This is a genomic window from Parabacteroides sp. KHUB-01, from assembly GCF_056640935.1.
This window is the reverse complement of record NZ_CM153256.1, coordinates 114,285-131,734: the sequence shown is the minus strand read 5'-3', so window position 1 is coordinate 131,734 and position 17,450 is coordinate 114,285. Positions and strand designations below refer to the sequence as shown.

General features: G+C 39.0%; 17 protein-coding genes. 7 read left to right on the top strand and 10 right to left on the bottom strand.

What is annotated here, in order from left to right; all coding sequences use genetic code 11:
* Window positions 1–5: 5 nt before the first annotated feature.
* Genes ACYIAR_RS00590 through ACYIAR_RS00580 form a run of 3 tightly spaced genes read left to right on the top strand, consistent with a single transcriptional unit; the run spans window position 6 to window position 2,949 of the window.
* The gene (locus ACYIAR_RS00590; RefSeq protein WP_005837606.1) at window positions 6–1,619 is read left to right on the top strand and encodes an ATP-binding protein; all 1,614 of its coding nucleotides are present in this window, start codon (window positions 6–8) and stop codon (window positions 1,617–1,619) included.
* Between the two features lies 1 nt (window position 1,620).
* Window positions 1,621–2,445: an HNH endonuclease gene (locus ACYIAR_RS00585; RefSeq protein WP_005837607.1), complete on the top strand. Its 825-nt coding sequence runs from the start codon at window positions 1,621–1,623 to the stop codon at window positions 2,443–2,445.
* A 6-nt stretch (window positions 2,446–2,451) separates the two neighbouring features.
* Window positions 2,452–2,949 carry a very short patch repair endonuclease gene (locus ACYIAR_RS00580; protein ID WP_005837609.1) on the top strand — a complete coding sequence of 166 codons (498 nt, stop codon included), beginning with the start codon at window positions 2,452–2,454 and terminating at the stop codon, window positions 2,947–2,949.
* Window positions 2,950–3,021: 72 nt separating this feature from the next.
* Here ACYIAR_RS00580 and ACYIAR_RS00575 read toward each other — a convergent pair whose 3' ends face one another.
* The 9 genes from ACYIAR_RS00575 to ACYIAR_RS00535 are packed head-to-tail and all read right to left on the bottom strand — an operon-like array spanning window position 3,022 to window position 10,456.
* Entirely contained in the window at window positions 3,022–3,696 is a 675-nt protein-coding gene (locus ACYIAR_RS00575) for a hypothetical protein (protein WP_480331430.1), read from the bottom strand.
* A complete protein-coding gene (locus ACYIAR_RS00570) occupies window positions 3,693–4,238 on the bottom strand; it encodes a hypothetical protein (protein ID WP_480331428.1) in 546 nt (181 codons plus the stop codon). Before ACYIAR_RS00570 ends, ACYIAR_RS00575 begins: the two co-directional genes overlap by 4 nt.
* On the bottom strand, window positions 4,235–4,780 hold the full coding sequence (locus ACYIAR_RS00565; protein WP_134978513.1) for a topoisomerase C-terminal repeat-containing protein: 546 nt from the start codon (window positions 4,778–4,780) through the stop codon (window positions 4,235–4,237). The genes ACYIAR_RS00570 and ACYIAR_RS00565 overlap by 4 nt, the downstream gene beginning before the upstream one ends.
* Before the next feature lie 26 nt (window positions 4,781–4,806).
* Window positions 4,807–5,547 (bottom strand): hypothetical protein, encoded by a 741-nt coding sequence (locus ACYIAR_RS00560; protein WP_480331426.1) that lies wholly within the window; start codon window positions 5,545–5,547, stop codon window positions 4,807–4,809.
* A gap of 5 nt (window positions 5,548–5,552) precedes the next feature.
* Window positions 5,553–6,740, bottom strand: a complete 1,188-nt coding sequence (locus tag ACYIAR_RS00555) for a toprim domain-containing protein (protein ID WP_134978511.1) — start codon at window positions 6,738–6,740, stop codon at window positions 5,553–5,555.
* Window positions 6,741–6,770: 30 nt separating this feature from the next.
* Window positions 6,771–8,096 carry an ArdC family protein gene (locus ACYIAR_RS00550; RefSeq protein ID WP_134978517.1) on the bottom strand — a complete coding sequence of 442 codons (1,326 nt, stop codon included), beginning with the start codon at window positions 8,094–8,096 and terminating at the stop codon, window positions 6,771–6,773.
* Window positions 8,080–8,310 carry a hypothetical protein gene (locus tag ACYIAR_RS00545; RefSeq protein WP_005649252.1) on the bottom strand — a complete coding sequence of 77 codons (231 nt, stop codon included), beginning with the start codon at window positions 8,308–8,310 and terminating at the stop codon, window positions 8,080–8,082. The genes ACYIAR_RS00550 and ACYIAR_RS00545 overlap by 17 nt, the downstream gene beginning before the upstream one ends.
* A 29-nt stretch (window positions 8,311–8,339) precedes the next feature.
* Window positions 8,340–9,659 (bottom strand): MutS N-terminal domain-containing protein, encoded by a 1,320-nt coding sequence (locus ACYIAR_RS00540; RefSeq protein WP_480331422.1) that lies wholly within the window; start codon window positions 9,657–9,659, stop codon window positions 8,340–8,342.
* 11 nt (window positions 9,660–9,670) lie between these two features.
* Entirely contained in the window at window positions 9,671–10,456 is a 786-nt protein-coding gene (locus ACYIAR_RS00535) for a DUF4099 domain-containing protein (RefSeq protein ID WP_480331420.1), read from the bottom strand.
* 83 nt (window positions 10,457–10,539) lie between these two features.
* Between ACYIAR_RS00535 and ACYIAR_RS00530 the strand changes: the two genes are divergently transcribed.
* From ACYIAR_RS00530 to ACYIAR_RS00515, 4 genes are all read left to right on the top strand, one after another.
* Window positions 10,540–11,181 (top strand): glucosaminidase domain-containing protein, encoded by a 642-nt coding sequence (locus tag ACYIAR_RS00530; protein ID WP_480331418.1) that lies wholly within the window; start codon window positions 10,540–10,542, stop codon window positions 11,179–11,181.
* 214 nt (window positions 11,182–11,395) lie between these two features.
* The gene (locus ACYIAR_RS00525) at window positions 11,396–11,794 is read left to right on the top strand and encodes a hypothetical protein (protein WP_057252616.1); all 399 of its coding nucleotides are present in this window, start codon (window positions 11,396–11,398) and stop codon (window positions 11,792–11,794) included.
* A complete protein-coding gene (locus ACYIAR_RS00520; protein ID WP_242385301.1) occupies window positions 11,794–12,822 on the top strand; it encodes a radical SAM protein in 1,029 nt (342 codons plus the stop codon). Before ACYIAR_RS00525 ends, ACYIAR_RS00520 begins: the two co-directional genes overlap by 1 nt.
* The gene (locus tag ACYIAR_RS00515; protein ID WP_480331415.1) at window positions 12,812–16,777 is read left to right on the top strand and encodes a hypothetical protein; all 3,966 of its coding nucleotides are present in this window, start codon (window positions 12,812–12,814) and stop codon (window positions 16,775–16,777) included. Before ACYIAR_RS00520 ends, ACYIAR_RS00515 begins: the two co-directional genes overlap by 11 nt.
* Here ACYIAR_RS00515 and ACYIAR_RS00510 read toward each other — a convergent pair.
* Window positions 16,763–17,446, bottom strand: coding sequence for a TraX family protein (locus tag ACYIAR_RS00510; RefSeq protein WP_480331413.1), 684 nt, complete (start codon window positions 17,444–17,446; stop codon window positions 16,763–16,765). The genes ACYIAR_RS00515 and ACYIAR_RS00510 overlap by 15 nt on opposite strands.
* Between the last annotated feature and the right edge of the window lie 4 nt (window positions 17,447–17,450).

The window sequence follows — 17,450 nt, the reverse complement described above, 5'->3', positions numbered from 1 at the left end:
TATATATGATTACGACAGTTCAACAAAAAACGGAAGAGGATTTTGAGTTACTTCCTGATCCTGAGAGAATTGTAAACGGATTAAGGGATACTGGTTACAATTTTAATACAGCAGTTGCCGATATCGTTGATAATTCAATTGCGGCAAATGCAACAAAAATCAATATAGAAGTAAACATGGATCCAAACATGCAAGTTAAAGTCTATTTTGCGGATAATGGTTGTGGAATGGATTTGGACGGTTTGAAGAATGCAATGAAATACGGTTCAAAAGAACGAATAGAGAAAAATTCTTTAGGTAAATTTGGATTAGGACTGAAAACTGCATCAACAGCATTCTGCAAACAATTCTCATTGATTTCCAGAAATTCACCTGATTCAGAATTGAGGAAGGTTCAGTGGGATTTAGATTATATAGCAAATAACGGTTCTTGGTTATTACAATTTCCTGTTATTGATTCAGATGAAGAGGATATGTTGAATATGGTAGCAGAAGGAAGTTCTGGTACTCTTCTTGTTTGGGAGAAGATAGACCGTCTGATGAAAAATTATAAGAATTTTAAGAATGCACAAAATGGGTTGAATAAAATCTTAGAAGAACTTCGATTTCATCTGTCTATGGTATTTCAACGCTATCTAGATAAAAACGATAGCCGTGCACAAAATGTTGAGATAACAGTAAATACACAATCAGTTTCTCCATGGGATCCATTTTGTACTAAAGAGAAAAATACAGAACTCTTACAGGAAGAAGATGTACCGGTTGATATGCCAGATGGTACACAGCTTAAATTCCATATTGCAGCTTATATTATTCCCAAAAAAGGAGAATATTCCAGCATAGAGGCTGAGAAATCTGCCCGTGGTAGTAATGATTTTCAAGGAATTTATGTTTATAGAGAAAATCGTTTGATACACAGTGGAGATTGGTTCAGCCTTTTGAAGAAAGAACCACACTATTCATTACTGAGAGTTGATTTTTCATTCGATTATACACTTGATGAACTACTTAGTATCGATATTAAAAAGTCCCGTATTCTTCTAATAGGGGAATTGGCAAGCTTTATAATGAAATTTTTAGGAGCACCCAGACGTGAAGCTGAAAAAAGATACAGAGATACGGAGAATAAAAATGTTCATAATACTGGTAGAGGTGCGCACATCTCATCCAATCAAAATATTGACAGTAAAGCTCCCGAACTAGAAGGTTCAACTATTACTCCTATTGATGATGAAAGTGCTGAAATAGTTAATAGCAATGGTAAGTTTACCAAAGCTATATCAATTCTTCATAATGTAAATCCTCAGGAGAATCGTGTTATACCAGTTAAAACCATTGAGGGTAATGCATTATGGGAGCCAGCACTTGCTGATGGAAAACATGCTGTTAATATCAATGAAAGCCATCCATTCTATAAAAAAATATATGGACCTTATTTAGCTCAAAATTTAGTTGTTGAAGGTCTTGATGATCTGTTATGGGCACTTGCAGAGGCTGAAAATACGACAGTATCACAGTCATCAATCGAGAACTACGAAGATATGAGATATACAGTATCTAGAATTTTAAAGAGGCTTGTAGCAGATTTACCTGATCCTGAACTCCCAATAGAAGAATAATATGGAAGAGCTGTGTCTTAAACTAAAACAAGATTTAGAGAACTACTTTTCAATGCCATTTGAAATACAACCTGTCTTTAAAGATGGAGAGGTACATTATGTGTGTTCTCCTTATAATGAAGACCAGATGTATTTCAGTGTAGAAGTTTATATACACAATAAAATCAGGCTAGTTATTGAAATATACCCACAAAAACACGGTGGGTATATTCTCAATGAAATGGCTCATGCACCAGAAGAAAAGCAATCTACTTTCTTTTCGTATAAACAGATGCTTGTGGATAAAGGATTAAAATCTTGTTATTCAGTAAATAAATCTGATTTATTGGAAAATAAATGGCCAATTACGTGGAGAACATTTGATTTTAAAATGACTAAAATACCTATACCGGATAATGTTAATGAATGTGAGTCTATTCTTGTTGAATTGGTAAGATACAGCTTTGAATTAATATTCTCTCTTCTCACTATAACTGATATAAGTGAGGAAGAGTTCTTACAAAAAGCTGTTCAGACTGAAGGTACCATTCAAGAAATTAAATCTATTAGATACGAACGTAACCCTATTAATCGAAAACTATGTCTTTATAAAAAAGGATATACTTGTGCTGTCTGCGGTATGAATTTTCAAGATGTATATGGGGATATAGGAAAAGGATTTATAGAAGTACATCATACAACACCTGTTTCTAAAATGGGCGAAGGGTATAACTTAGATATTGAGCGAGATCTAGTACCACTTTGTTCCAATTGTCATTCTATGACTCACAGGAGGAATCCACCTTATAGTGTGGAAGAATTAAAGGAAATAATTAAACTGAAATAATCATTTATGGCAGACCGATTGACTAGAGAACAACGACATAAAAATATGTCCGCAGTTCGTAGTAAGAATACCAAGCCGGAGTTACTGGTCCGTAAGTTCTTGTTCAGCCGAGGCTTTCGCTATCGGCTTAATCATCCTCGTCTGCCGGGGCATCCTGATCTTGTATTGCGGAAATACAGAACTGTAATATTTGTAAACGGCTGTTTTTGGCATGGCCATGACGGATGCAAATATTTTGTATTACCCAAAACAAACTCTGAGTTTTGGAAGAATAAAATCCAGAAAAATAAGGAGCGTGACATAAAAGAGCAAAAAGAGCTGGCTTCCATGGGATGGCACTGCATAACAGTATGGGAATGTCAACTGAAACCAGCACTTCGTGAACAGACTTTAAAATCACTGGAGTATACGCTTAATCATATTTTTTTGAGTGACAGAAGGGTAAAACCTTATGAGGATTATGAGAGTGAGCATTTGTTGGCTGCTGAACCTGATTGTGACTGATAAATGTCTGTTAAGAAGAAAGTCTAAATATAGTATCTGAAACTTCACAGATGACTATATTTAGACTTTTATTTATTTGGTTGTATATATAGAAATTATCGGCCTGGATTTATGAGGTTGATCTTTCGGTGTCTCCTGAATAGTTCCTGACTGCATAGAGTAAAGCCAGGCCTTATTCTCCTTTTGCCCTTCCACTTCAGTAGAAGACCATAACCAGCATTCACCCGGATTCAGATTAATCGGAGTTCCACCGACTTCAGTTATACATTCATTAATCTGATGCCGGACAGCGAACAGATAAGAGAGCTGCCGGACAGAAGGAATATAGGCTGATTGTCCATAACTCCACAAATCAAAAGACTTGATAGCCATTGGTGATTGGACTTCATCATTATTGAACAAAGAATAGGTATTCTCATTTCCGTCCTCATCAGTCAATGATGCAGAAGTACCCTGATCAATACCAAGACTGTCGGCAAAAGCCAACGGTTCCATATCATGAATGTAAACAGCATAACCAAGATTGTCAGTTTCAGCACTACGGTTTACATGGAAAACTATGGCAACAGCTTCTTTGTCAGATTGCTTGAATTTGTCCATGGACAATATATTTCCGTCCGAACAAACCACATTGCCGACTTGAAGGGAAGATAAAAGACCGTCATCTTCTTCATGCTCACAATGACAGGAAGTGAGCATTAGCCCACTCCATGTCAGAATCGGTAATAAAAATCTTTTCAGCTTCATAACAGTGGAATTTCAAATGACCTGATTACACATTGCGCTTCCTTGTCCATAATAAACCAGTATTCAGAGCGGTACGGTTGCCCGTCAGAATCAGTAGCTTCATACTCTATCTTTACCTTCCAGCCGCTGAACGGCTTGCGTTCCTGCCTGGCTTCATCACCAGCAGGCTTCAGTTCCCCCGTAACCATCAGAGAGCGGAGTGCCGTCATGGCATCCATCTGATGTTTCATATGTCCGGACATTCCGTGACATTCTGAATCCGGATTATCAAAATCCGTATCCTCCATAAACCTGCGGCTGATTTTCATCATGGCCACAGAAAGAGCCATCTTCTCCTTCATGGTGACATACTCACGTCCAAAGACAGAATCCGGTTTGCTGATACCGACAATCTTTACAGATTCCGGGTTGTCTACCGAAGCCATCAGTGCCTTTTCGGCCATATCCTGTGCCTTATTTTCGCTGTTGTCGGAACAGCTGGTTCCCATTCCGAACAGAACTGCCACTGCAGGCAGTATCAGTAGTTTCTTTCCCTGTTTCATATCTTTACGATTTGAAGTTTGTCCGGAGCAAGACCGAGGCGTTTGCGGTAAATAGAACCGTCCTCCCGGTACATCTCCAGTTCGGATGAAGTAATGTTTTTCTCACAAAGTTCCTTCGCCTCTTCCAGTGTCAGCTGATGGCCTCCTATATTCCTCCAGATGGCGAATGAACACGGTGCTTCCTGATTGCTGTAGTTGGAACAGTTGAAAGCCCTTGTTCCCACACGTACCTCACCGCCGCAGTGCGGACACCTGCCGATAACAGACTGCATATTGACAGCACCGTCATCAGCAAGTTCCAGCACTGTCGGGAAAGTCTTGCCTTCCTTGGTGGAGAATCCGTCCAGAAGGATTCGGCGTTTCTCCAGAAACTCGGCAATCTCCCCGTCATTCATTTTCCGGTTGCCGATGATGGCATTGATGTTGAGTACACAAGAAGGATGCTCACCTGTGTTGTTTTCGCAGCGATACCCCTTGCAGGTCTTCACCACGTTACCGCCGCAGAACGGACAGCGTCCTATAATCTTCTTTTCTGAATCCATATTCCTGATAAATTACAATGTTTGAATTAATTGAATGAGAACCCCCAGTTCCAGTCCGCAACGATTCCTCCTATGATGTTCTTGCCGGACATCACGTTTGCCCATCCTTCCGAGTCAAGAGAGAACCAGAGGTCGTTCCATGAGAGTGTGCGTACCTGCCATGCCAGGATAAAGAGGTCGGTATTAACAGCCTCCAGTCTGGTCAGTACCTCGTTTGCTATGTAGTACCGCTCGGAAGAACTGAGCAGGTTTACCTTGTGCTTCTCCTTGCCTCCGTCAGAACCGCCAGTATCATAGCTTCCGGAAGTCACCAGCTGCCTCATGAACGGATAAAGCGCAGCCATCTGGGTTGCGGCATCAGCCAGCTCGTCCGAAACGATTGCAGCAATGGCCGTCCCCTTCAGATTGCTTCCTACCGATTTGAGCAGCAGGCTGCAGTTCTGAGGTATCTCCGTGGCCACCAGCTCCCCGACACGCTTTATCTGATAGAGATTCTGCATGGCACCCTGTGCATTGGAAAGATATTCCAGCATCTTCTCCTCCACACTGTGTACCCTGTCGAGAGCAACCGTTACGGCAGTCTCGGCAGCAATGATTTTCTCATGAGCCTTCTGGCGTTTGTCATAGATATTCTTCAGTGTGGATGTCTGTGCAAAAACAGCACCCGTCAGCGTCGGGTCTGTCTGTTGTGCAAAAGTGTCCGTACCTTTCAGCAGAAAAACTGCAAGGGCAATCACTACCGTTATTCTTAACTTGATTCTGTCCATATCATTCAGATTTTACGTCCTTTATTCCTTTGTTCGCTCAGATTCTGTTCACGTTCCTCCTTGTGAGGTGAAATCACCGGCTCCATCGGCCTGTTCAGCAGACAGTCGTTCCAGTCCTTGAAAGCCTTCGGAGGAAGCCACTGTCCCATACGGTACCGGATGTTCAGCAGCCTGGCAACCTGGGTCAGTAGGGGACGCTCCATGTCAGGCTCGAATACCTTTCCCTTCGCTTCAATCCGTATGCCGCCGTCAGTTCTGCTTATCTTCATCTGAATATCTTCCTGCAGAGCCATCATGCGCAGTCCGTATATCCTCCCGGCCAGGTCGTTGTCAAAACAGTCGAAGGCACGTGCATTGGGAAAGCGTTCCATGACTCCGGTTATCTGCCTGTCAGAGAATGTGCCGCCCAGTGAAACCAGAGCCGCACTGTCCCCAATCTGTATCCGGTTCATCTGGTAGAAGGCCATAGCATCAAATGCAGATTCACAGAAAAACACGCTTCTTACATTGTCCGGACTGATACCAGAAGGAACAGCCACCCATGCCGAAGATGACGAATCCGTACCGGCAGCCTTCGACTTGTAACCGCCATGTCCTCTGATTTCATACCCCCTGACTTCATTTCCCTTTCCGTCAGTATATGGAAATCCGATATTGTAGCCTTCAAACTTCCCGTTGTTCCTGTCCCTTATAAGGGAAATAAAAGGCAAAAGAGCCGTTACGGTCGCTTTGGACAGTCCGCGCCGGAAAAACAGTCCCGGTATTTTTCCGGTGTCAACCGGCTTTACCTCATATCTGGAAGCATCAAACACTCCGGATGATTTTCCTGCCGATTTTACATACTCCCTGTCCTCCCTGTATTCAGGTTCAGGCATGTTGGCAAAACGTGCCATGACCTTGGCTATCTTCTGCCACTCATCCTTTCCGGATACCGTAAAGGATGAAAGATTCTCACGGATGAGTGTCACCACATCGCCCTTGGAACCGTCACGCCGGAAGAACGTCTGTGCTGCCTTGTCGTTGGGATGGCTGACAATCAGCGTATCCCTCCTGTTACCGCCTTCACCGAGCACCAGCTCGATGTAACGTCCGACACCGGCCTTCCTGTCCAGACGGTATCCCAGGGCATATGCAATGTCATCAATCCCTACACGGGATTTCATTTCCCTGAAATTAACCTTGTAGTCACTCATGCTTTCCGATTTAAGATGTTATACAGAATTTCATATACCAAGTCCTGTACCGGCATTCCGGTTCCTGCCCATCATGGTAATCTCCGGTTCGTATGTCTTCCGTGCCGTCATGTTCAGGAAAGCCTCCTTGTCCTTCCAGTCCGTAAGCTGGAAGAATGTCCTGGCCGTTTCCTTTGAAACCTTCTTCAGCCCCAGCTCCACACCATCATATGACGCACGGATGGCATAGTCTCCGGAACGGGTCTTGACAATGGCCGCATTTTTGAAAGGCATCTCCTCGTCCGCACTGACAGGAGCCAGTGGGTCATTCTTTGCCAGATAAGGCTGTTCGCCGAGAGCCAGACGCTGTTTGTCCACATGGTCAAGAATCAGGTCCGAAGCCTTGTTCACGTCAGCCATGACTGATACGATAAACTTGGGTTCCTGTTTCAGAACACCAATCCACGAGTCCAGATAGGCAGCCGAGTTATCCGTTATCCTGGAATCAAATCCCATGGAATGACTGATCATGGCAGCCGTAAGTTCCGCCACCAGCTCCTCCTTGGCATATTTCGGGTCACCGAACCTGCCGCCCATCTCCCTGTTCAGACGCTCCGGTGTCATGGTGGAGTGAGTCATTTCATGCAGCATGGTAGAATAATACTCCATTCCACCACGGTAGGTTTCTTCCGGAGAACCACCGATATTGAACTGTGCTTTCATAGGCAGCACCACAATATCCTTCGAGGGAGAATAATAGGCACCGTTCTCACGCTTGTCGGTACGTATCGGACAAAGCCACTGCTGCGTTTCCACCATACGGTCGAGTGCGGCATGGGTGTACATACCTTCCGTATCCCGAAGTTCCGGAACCTTGAACCTGTCCATGAGTTTCTGCATCCTCTCCGGCTGCACTTCTGCCAGATTGGTCTGCGCCACATTGTACACCGGGAATGACTTGATGAAAGGAATGACATCCATATCCTTTTTCTCTTCCTTGCTCATTGCACGGTATTCCTCCGTGCTTATCCTCTTGCCGTGACTGTCCTTTATCATCATATCCCAGTATACTACCGGGAAGGCCTTTTCACCCTTCAGGACATGAGCCTTCAGGTTATGCGCCTGTTTGAAGGTCAGATATACCGGAAGCTGGTAGTTCATGGCTGCGGTATGCATCTGAAGGAAGAAGGAATTTGAACCTGAATAGTTGCGGCCACCCACATTCTGCGGCAGTCCGGCATACCCCGATGCGCCGCCAATCCATCCCTGTTTCCATCCGGTATCCTTCATCTGCTGCATACGCTCAATCATCATTGCAGCGAAGCGGTCTATGGCCGCCTGTCCGCTGTTTCCCTGAGAATCAGTTCCAGATGCCATAGCTGTCGTCATCCATTACCTGACGGTCCATCTGCCTGATGTCCGTCTGTTCCACATAAAACTCAGCCGATTCATCCGAAGGGTCCGTACCGTGTGAACGGCACCATTCCAGATAATCATCTGCATTCTCACTGTCCATAACAAAGCGGAGGAAACCTATCTTGCCCTCCTGCAGAAGCTCCACAAGCTCCTCATGATTCATTTTAGCTGACATATAACTTGTATTTTAGTTTTCTGATTATGTTACATTTTCATCGAAGCCGATTTCTCCACCTTTGCGGTGTTGGCAGCAAGCATACCGGTTATCTCCGTATTCAGATATTTGGCTGCAATCTGTTCCCTTGTGGCCGTCTTTGTCTTGAAGAGCGAATAACCGTCATCAAAGGAGATTTCATGCCGGGAAGTCTGTCCCTTCTCTCCGAGGTCAACCGATACCTTCCATTTGTTGTCGTTCCTGTCCTTGGCCACACGTACACCCTTGGGGTCAACACCTTCAGGAAGCTGATACTTCTCGTATGCGGATTTCAGATGCAAACGCTCACCGAAGTTCTTCTCAATAAGCTGGTTCGGAGTAGCCACCCTGTCGAAGTAGGCATTCAAGTCCTGGCGTGAAGCCACGGCAGACATGTTGGTATCCCCAACCTGAACATAGAACTTGTATTTCCCAAAGTCAGGACGCTGCTCGTCCTTCTCCTTATAGACATTGAACTTGTTTACGGTTATGGAACCGTCCGGTCCTGCAATCTCCATTGGCATACGGAAGGCTTCCTCAGATACCTTTGGCATCAGCTTTGTCGGATAGTAGCGTTCCATGAGTTGCGGTACCGTCATTTCCTTGTTCTGATAGGCAGCAAGGTCTGCTGCATCCATCTTCTGCGGCTTGAGCTGCTGTCCGTCAATCTTTGCGGTAAAGTACCATTCGGCAGGATTGGTGGTACTCTGGTAGGCATGGCCATGAGTTACCTTTTCACCGTTGGCTGTCACCATCTGCGGCTCACGGGGCTTTCGTTCCTGGGCTTTCTCCGTTTTCTGTTCGTCCTTCTTCTCGGCCTTTGCCTCATTATCCGTCCTGGTCTCAGCTTTGGTTTCAACTTTGGCCTTCGACTTCTTTTCCCTTGCAGGTTTTACATCAACAGTGTTCTCCACTGTTCTGTCAGGAGCTTCCTGCGCACCCTGTTCCTTTTTCTTCTTTCCCATATCTGTACTGTTTTGAATGGTTCTGTCATTATTCTCAGTCTTGTCCTGTCCGGCCTTCTTCTTCAAAGGACTGTCCAATGCATCACAGATTGCCACCCTTATTCCGGAACGTATCAGTCTGGGCAGATAAATGTCCAGTGCTGATTGTGGGAATGATGCAACCTTTACCGGTCTCTTGTAATCAGGCAGAATCCTGTCTGCAATCTCGATGGCAAGCACTGTAGCAGCCTTTACGGCATCCTGCTTATAGAGTTCATAGAAACTGTTCCGTCTGAACAGCAGCATGGCATCCGGATGCTTCTTTTTCAGTTCGTTGAACTGCCGGATGATACCGGTATCATTATCTGAATCTGTCTTTTTGGCCATAGGTATCAGTTTTAGAGTTTAAGGCTGTTTGCTTTTGTTTCCTTTCGGGATGGAGAGAGGGAAATAGCACGCTCCACGGCCTGTTTGTCTACCACCTTCTGATATTCCCAACGGTTCTTGTCAGTCATGACAAGGCCGAGATATTCAGGATGAATCTCGTCATATCGGAGTTTCTGCTGTCTTTCCCATTCCTTCATGTCTCCCTTGATAAGCCTGAATCCCTGCTGCTCCTTCAGGTCAATACCGACTGAAACCTTCTCGCCGCCCACATTCAGTTCAACAGGTTTTCCCTCCCGTACCTGCTGCTTCTGCTGCATACCCAGTTCAATGTCGTTCACCTTCTCCATGTCCTTCAGACGCTGCTCCAGCTTTATGTCAGTGACACGCCTGTGAATGACGGATTTCGTCTCCGGATCAAGCTGCAGATACTGCTGAGTCTTTTCATCGTTTACGTTGACCGCCTTCTGTATTACCTCACCTCTGGCCAGACGTTCAGCCTCCTGCTGAGTGAGATTGAGAACCTTGTTGCGTTCCCGGTCCAGTTCTGCACGTACCGGATAGGCAATCAGAGCCGGAGCACCGTTATTGTCTGTAGTCATCTGTAGCTTCATCGGCATGGTGATGATGCTGCCGTTCCTTGCGTTGATGGATACCTGCATGATGGGAGTCACTTCACCTGCCATCAGCTTCTCCTTCACTTCCATGGGCAAGCTGTCCGCTTTCTCACGGTCGATACCCAGTATTGCCAGTTTTTCGTATGGCAACAAATCGGACTGATTTCTGTTGTGCATTTCCATATTACTGTAATTAAGCTGTTATATTTGCGGTTCTAACCGCCTGAATGCCACAAATGTATTCACGGCAATCTCCTGAAAAAGAAATGCACAACACTATTCTGATTTCACTGCTTCTGATGCTACTGCCGGTAAGCGTATCGGCACAGTTCTATACGATAACCAGAGATTCGGAAATTTTGCCAACAGAAAGACAAAAAGAGGCCTACAACCGTGCAGGAAAGGATGTTACAGAAGAGAAAAAGAATAAGATAATGGTAAAGGATACCCTGACTGTCGGGCCAGACAATCAGAAGAAATTGGATGATAACAGCCGGAATAGTGACAGGAAAGCATCCCTAAAAACAGAACTGCAAAAGAAAACAGATGATATTACTATATTAGAAAATCATCTTTCTGAACTTACCATACCAAATCTTTATAAAGAAATCATAAGAAACGGAATCCTATATCCCAAAATCGTATTGGCCCAGGCTATACTGGAGACCGGATGGTTCCGTTCATCAGTATGCCGGAACAAACACAATCTTTTTGGGCTTACCAATCCACGTACAGGAAAATACTATGAATTCAATCATTGGACGGAAAGTGTACGGGCCTATTACACTAAAGTACAATATAAATACAAAGGTGGTAACTATCTGCTTTGGCTTGATGAGATTGGTTATTCAGAGAATTCAAACTATATCAAAACTATCATTAAAGTTTTAATGATGCTAGAGGTTTAATGTACTAAGTAGCATATATTATAATAGATTATTGATATTACCGCCTAGATATTTATAAATTAGAATCATTTTCTTATAATACTAAATTTATGAATTGTGATTATGATAATTAAATATTAACTTTGAGAGTTGAAATATATTTGATAATAAACATTGGAAATGTATAAGATTTATAAGCAATATTTTCAATCAACATAAAAGAAAAATATTAAAAATGAAAATTCGTAGTGATTTTGTTACCAACAGCAGTTCAGTAAGTTATATATTAACTATGGACGTTGATATTGTAAATTGTTTCTTGAAACATTGGGATAAAATAGACACAATGAAAGATACAGTTAGGCTGGCTGAAGCTCTTAGAGACTTTTTATTAGAAAACGGAACTGTTAATTATCTTCATAATCATGAAATCTATTCTTACTTAATTGAGTTTGCCGATGATGATGGTACGTGTATGACAAAACAAATGCTAGAAGAAAATGGAGATAATACAGATCCTCTAAAAATGAATAAAGAGGAATTGTTTAACTATATAAGAGGTGAACTCATTTATAGAAACAAACTTAGTGAATTAATAAATGGATTTGGCGTAACACAAGTAGAACAGTATTAATGTTAAGAAGACACATTGGAAACTATAATTTTGTTGGAGATGCAAAAACAGGAATAACATTACGTTGGGGTAAGACAATAAATGATAATCCTATTTTTGCACCAGTTCCAGAATTAGCAGATATCTCTATATCAAATCACTGTACAAAAGGATGCTCATTTTGTTATAAGAATAGTAAACCTAATCAGGAATTTATGAGTATTGAAGATTATTGCTATATTTTAGATTCTATGAATCACCATAAATATGGAAATGTTTTTCAAGTCGCTATAGGCGGTGGAGAACCTTTAGAACATCCTGATTTTTTATCTATTATTGACAAGACTTTAGAACATGGCATTGTTCCCAATTTTACAACAAATGGTTTAAATTTAACCTCTGAATTATGTAAAGAACTTAAAAATAAAATAGGGGCGGTTGCATTATCAATAACTTCAATTGATGATATTTTTTTTGATAAAGTATCCTTACTTATTAAGGAAAATATAAGAGTCAATATACATTATGTACTTTCATCTCAGAATATTAAAGAAGCCATAAGTATTGTTAGTGGAGAGAAAAATAAATATTTTAAAGGCATTAATGCTATTATCTTTCTTACATATAAACCTGCTGGGAGAGCAAATATTGATAATATTTTAAAGGATGATTATAATTTGAATGAATTCTTAAAAAAAATAGGGCAAAAAAATATTATTAGACCTAAAATAGGTTTCGATGCATGTTTTGTTCCTATGCTATTATATCATACAGATATTTCTCCAGATTTGATAGATACATGTGAAGGCGGATTTTTTTCCGTATATATTGATCACAATTTAAATGTTTCACCTTGTTCATTTAGTAATAATTCTCATGATTCGTTTAATTTACGAGAATATGATTTTTATGATATATGGTTGGATAAATTAAAAGTCTACCGTATAAAAAACAAAAATAAATGTAGAAGAGCAGATTGTCCTTCGCATAAACAATGCCGTGGATGCTGTTCATATTATCCAGAAATAACAACTTGCTATGTCGGTTAGAATAGATTGGGATAAATTGGCTCAACTTCCAGATGATGAAGATAAGTCATTTGAAAAATTTTGTTTCCACATTGCGATTCACAAATTTGGCGAATGTGGGACTGTTAGTTATTTTTACAATACGCCTGGATCGGAATTTTACATAGAATTAAATAAGCCCATAGAATATGCTGGAATAAACTTTTCAATAGGTGATGTTATAGGGTGGCAGGCTAAATATTGGAAAGCAGTTAAAGATAAGGAAAACTCACCTTTAGATGCAAACCATATAAGTGAATTAGTAAAAGGTTTTGAAAAAACTATTGATTATCGTGCTAAGACTAAATTATGGATTGTTTGTAGTCCCGGTTGTTTTGTGCAAAAACAATGGGATACCCTTATTGAAAAACTTCAAGTTATTAAGAATGATTGTTTATTTGAATCATGGCATAAAGACATCTTTGAACATTTTTATATAGATAATCCAGTCAGGTATAATGGTATTTTTCAGTACTATTTTGGTGTGAAATTTATTGGAAAAGAATTATTTGATCGAATATCAAAGGATACATTGTCATGTTTGGAAACTAAGTTTGACGTTGACCTTCATACTCCAACTGAATTTGAGAAGTCATTATTATCCATTGTTGACGAAGATATAGCTCAGCAGAATTTAAGTAATAGAATAACTTCATTGTACAATCACTTAATTGACGATAAGAAAAAAACAGTTCTTGATGAAACTCTTTGGGGATATGAATATATATCAGATACGTTTAAGGAAAGCTATATTAATGATATACATATTAGATATAATATAATAGAACAATTATATTCATTCTTATCAATATTAAAAGATTCTCCTGAATATATAAAAGAAATATTTATCCTTATTAATGAGTATGTCGTAAAGAGGAGAGAACGTGTAGATTTGCTCAATAAAGAAATAGGTTTAATGTTGAAAAAGAATAAAAGAAATAATATTGACTATTCTTTACATGAGTTAGTAGATCGTATACACTTTTTAGAAAACAAATTGACAGGAAGTTCAGATGATAAAGATGATTGTTTATGGTCTCTAATCAAACTGTTATGCCAAAAGGATTTTTCTATATTTGCAGAAGCTGGTTATGGGAAAACTCATTTTGCTTGTTCTCTTGCGAATAACATGTTAAATAGAGGGCTTCCTATATTATTTCTTACTGGTTCTCAATTTAGGAATTGTAGTAGTTGTGAGAGTAAACTTTTAGAGATTTTAAACTTGCCACAAGGAACTTTGATTGATGACATATTTGATTCCATGAACTTTATGGGAGAAATCTTTCATTGTAAGTTTCCTATTATTATTGATGGATTAAATGAAAGTGCACCAAATGAACAACGTTGGAAAGATGAACTGCCACCTTTAAGGAGAAAAATAACAGAAAGAAAAAATCTTCTATTTATTACCACATGTCGAGAGAAAGATGAGTATATAGAAGTAATATATGGACGTAAAAAATACACTGAAGTTAATAATTTTGTTCATCTAAATGGAATAGAAGAAAAAGATTTAGACAAAGCGACGGAAAGATACTTTAAAAAATACAATATACATCCAACAAATATTATCAGTAGTGGTGTTTTTAATAATCCTCTACTTCTTAAAGTTTTTTGTATAACTAATCGTGGGAGATGTGACTTTGAATTAAATGACTATTCTTTAGCTTCATGTATGAAAGATTATAGTGAACAATTATTGAATATGATTGCCACACACAACGGTAGAAGTGATAGATTTAAAAGATTTAAAATTGAAAGTAATCTCAATAAAATTTCTCAGCTAATTTGGAAAAGGAATAATCGTTGTTTAAATTTCTATACTGATTTTGCATCTGTTTTTGAAGAGGATACTGAGAAATTCCTGGATGAAGGTATGTGTTTTTTGCTAGATAGAGTTGGAAATGAAGAACAAATACAGTTTTCATATGATATGGTTGCTGGCTATCATATTGCAAAATCAATATTGGATAAATACAATGATGCAAAGGACTTTTGTAACTTTATAGAACGTAATAAAGACTATTTATATGGAATCAACAGACATACATTAGCAGAAGATATATCCAAAAGTTTATTCTATTTAGTGCCTTTGAAATTTCACAAAGAATGGTATGAACTTATGCCTAATGAGAATGTTATAATATCTTCTATGGACCATTTGGATATTATTATCGCTTCTGAATCGGGACGAAAAGCTCTTATAACTTTAATAGAAAAGAATAATCTCACTTCTTCTATAAAAGAGAAAATATGTAACAGTTTATTCAAAAGAGTGTATAATCAGTCAAATCTAAAATATATTTCTCTGTTCGTACCTTTCTTTCTTAATCTTACGTCTAAGGAGTTTGATTTGTTTTGGAATTTCCAATTTTCAAATTATAGTGTTTTAGAGCATGAAAAAGATTTATTATCAGATAGGTATTGGACTAAGCATTTTGAGATAGAAGATATTATAACTCTTGCAACTCTTTTATGTGGTATTACAGATATGGAATACCGAAAGAAATATCATTCTCAATTATTTTATTGGGTTGAACAAGATAATAGTAATTTAATATTTTGTCAGAAATTACTTTCAATAAAAGATCCTTTTATATTTGAATCAATTATATCTATAGTAACAGGTATTGGATTGAGAGCAAAGGAAACATCGACTATAAATAATTGTATTTCTATTTTAGAGGATTATCTAGCTAATTATAATTCTAATCATATTGTATTGTTGGACGATTTAGAAACTTTGTATAGTTATGGGGAGGATTTATATGGTCAGAGTTATGATAGAAATATACTTTACAAAAATAGAGATGAATTTTGGAGGCAATCTGATATAGAAAATTTCTCTTTTTATCAGATTTATGATTATGATTATGAAAAATTTAATATCAGACCTTTATATGCTTATTCATATAAGCATGATCCTAATTTTACAGAGGAAGAAGTATTTGGAATGCTATTAACAAGAATACTTGAATTAGGGTATGATGAAGAATTCTATACTGAACTACAAACAAAAGAAAACGAGAATTCTAAATATAGAAGAAATCAAAAGTGTAACTATGCTTATAAGTATGGGCGTCATGCTTTAATGGAGCTATATGGCTGGATGATGTTAAATTTATATATTGAGAATGAATATAAAGGAACATTTCGTTCATCCATTATTGATATTGATCCTTCTTATCCTTGTTTTAAACCTTTAAGGTCACTAATAACTAAAAGTTATATGCCCCGTAATTTATCAGATTTACCTGAGTGGATAAAAGCAAGTAGTATTGAGGATATGAGAAATTATTTTATAAAAAAACTACCAAGAAATGAAGGTGACTGGATATTGTTAAAGGGATACTGCAATCAAAATATAGAAAATCGCTATGCAAATCTATATATGTCAGGAACTAGCCAGTTAGTTCCATCAGATTTGGGAATAGAAGATGTTTCTAAGTTCTATATACATGATGTAATAGACCATGACCATGCATTTGCTGGAGAATTAGGTTGGAGATTACTAGAATTTACGGAAGAGTATGATGATTTTGATAACGATTCTCTTCCTTCAATAATGGCTGAATATGATTTTTCTAGTTGGAATACAAATCGTTTTAGTTATAATAATTTTTTCTGTTTGAACCCGATAATAGTAAGAAGAATTGGACTTACATTTGACCTAAAAACTATGACATACTATTATAATAATGAGAAAGTTTCGGAATATTTTATAAATGGATCAGATCATTTCTTCTACTTAAGAAAAGATATAGTAGATGCTATTTTAAATATATATAACGTAAAATTATATCATCGTATTTATGAGCGTAGAATTATAACTTCAAAATCTAAAGATATGCCAGAAATTCCAGAAAAATTTGCAGAACATGAAATAGACTTATTTTATGATGGGAATATTAATGTAAAGATATTAGGTAAAGAATAATAGAATATAAAGATGGAGTGGATAAAATAAATAGAATATATACTTTAAAGTACTCATATTTATAAATCCTCTAAAGGTATTATATAGATATATTATATAAATGGCAAAGATTGTACCAATTATACCATAATAGCTCATTATGAAATAACAAAATATAAGGCTTGAATAGCGATAGTTTTTATCTATATTCAGCAGAATATTATAAAGGTAAAAGATACCGATTACAATAATACCTCTCCACTCATAATCCACTCCAAGCCATAAAGCGAGTCCGGCCATGCCAAGTGTCCAAAGAAATCCCAGCACCATACTACGTTGCAGAAGATTTTCAAGAACCATGAGCGTGGCCACTCCTAAGGCCAGTGTAAACATCACATTATGTGTCCCGTCAGCTCCATTAAGCAGATACCATGGTATTTCACTGATTACGGCAAAGCCCAGCAGAGTAAAGAAATACCTGTACCTGCTTCTTGTATGAATAAACCCTTCCGCAATCAGGAAGGCAAATACAGGAAAAGCGATGCGCCCTACACAGCGCATCGTTTCGTATAATACGGTACCGTGCTCTATCAGATAGAGAGCAACGTGGTCTATCACCATGGAAATCATGGCAATGACTTTCAGGGCACTGCCGCTAAGTCCGAATGCCGGTTTTAAGGTCATATTCATAGGC

Excerpts from the sequence above, each read along its gene's own strand:
- ACYIAR_RS00515 (WP_480331415.1), top strand. The coding sequence starts at position 12,812 with ATGTCGGTTAGAATAGATTGGGATAAATTGGCTCAACTTCCAGATGAT.
- ACYIAR_RS00555 (WP_134978511.1), bottom strand. The coding sequence starts at position 6,740 with ATGAGTGACTACAAGGTTAATTTCAGGGAAATGAAATCCCGTGTAGGG.
- ACYIAR_RS00525 (WP_057252616.1), top strand. The coding sequence starts at position 11,396 with ATGAAAATTCGTAGTGATTTTGTTACCAACAGCAGTTCAGTAAGTTAT.
- ACYIAR_RS00530 (WP_480331418.1), top strand. The coding sequence starts at position 10,540 with ATGCACAACACTATTCTGATTTCACTGCTTCTGATGCTACTGCCGGTA.
- ACYIAR_RS00535 (WP_480331420.1), bottom strand. The coding sequence starts at position 10,456 with ATGGAAATGCACAACAGAAATCAGTCCGATTTGTTGCCATACGAAAAA.
- ACYIAR_RS00575 (WP_480331430.1), bottom strand. The coding sequence starts at position 3,696 with ATGAAGCTGAAAAGATTTTTATTACCGATTCTGACATGGAGTGGGCTA.
- ACYIAR_RS00540 (WP_480331422.1), bottom strand. The coding sequence starts at position 9,659 with ATGGCCAAAAAGACAGATTCAGATAATGATACCGGTATCATCCGGCAG.
- ACYIAR_RS00590 (WP_005837606.1), top strand. The coding sequence starts at position 6 with ATGATTACGACAGTTCAACAAAAAACGGAAGAGGATTTTGAGTTACTT.
- ACYIAR_RS00550 (WP_134978517.1), bottom strand. The coding sequence starts at position 8,096 with ATGGCATCTGGAACTGATTCTCAGGGAAACAGCGGACAGGCGGCCATA.
- ACYIAR_RS00520 (WP_242385301.1), top strand. The coding sequence starts at position 11,794 with ATGTTAAGAAGACACATTGGAAACTATAATTTTGTTGGAGATGCAAAA.
- ACYIAR_RS00560 (WP_480331426.1), bottom strand. The coding sequence starts at position 5,547 with ATGGACAGAATCAAGTTAAGAATAACGGTAGTGATTGCCCTTGCAGTT.
- ACYIAR_RS00565 (WP_134978513.1), bottom strand. The coding sequence starts at position 4,780 with ATGGATTCAGAAAAGAAGATTATAGGACGCTGTCCGTTCTGCGGCGGT.
- ACYIAR_RS00570 (WP_480331428.1), bottom strand. The coding sequence starts at position 4,238 with ATGAAACAGGGAAAGAAACTACTGATACTGCCTGCAGTGGCAGTTCTG.
- ACYIAR_RS00510 (WP_480331413.1), bottom strand. The coding sequence starts at position 17,446 with ATGAATATGACCTTAAAACCGGCATTCGGACTTAGCGGCAGTGCCCTG.
- ACYIAR_RS00580 (WP_005837609.1), top strand. The coding sequence starts at position 2,452 with ATGGCAGACCGATTGACTAGAGAACAACGACATAAAAATATGTCCGCA.
- ACYIAR_RS00545 (WP_005649252.1), bottom strand. The coding sequence starts at position 8,310 with ATGTCAGCTAAAATGAATCATGAGGAGCTTGTGGAGCTTCTGCAGGAG.
- ACYIAR_RS00585 (WP_005837607.1), top strand. The coding sequence starts at position 1,621 with ATGGAAGAGCTGTGTCTTAAACTAAAACAAGATTTAGAGAACTACTTT.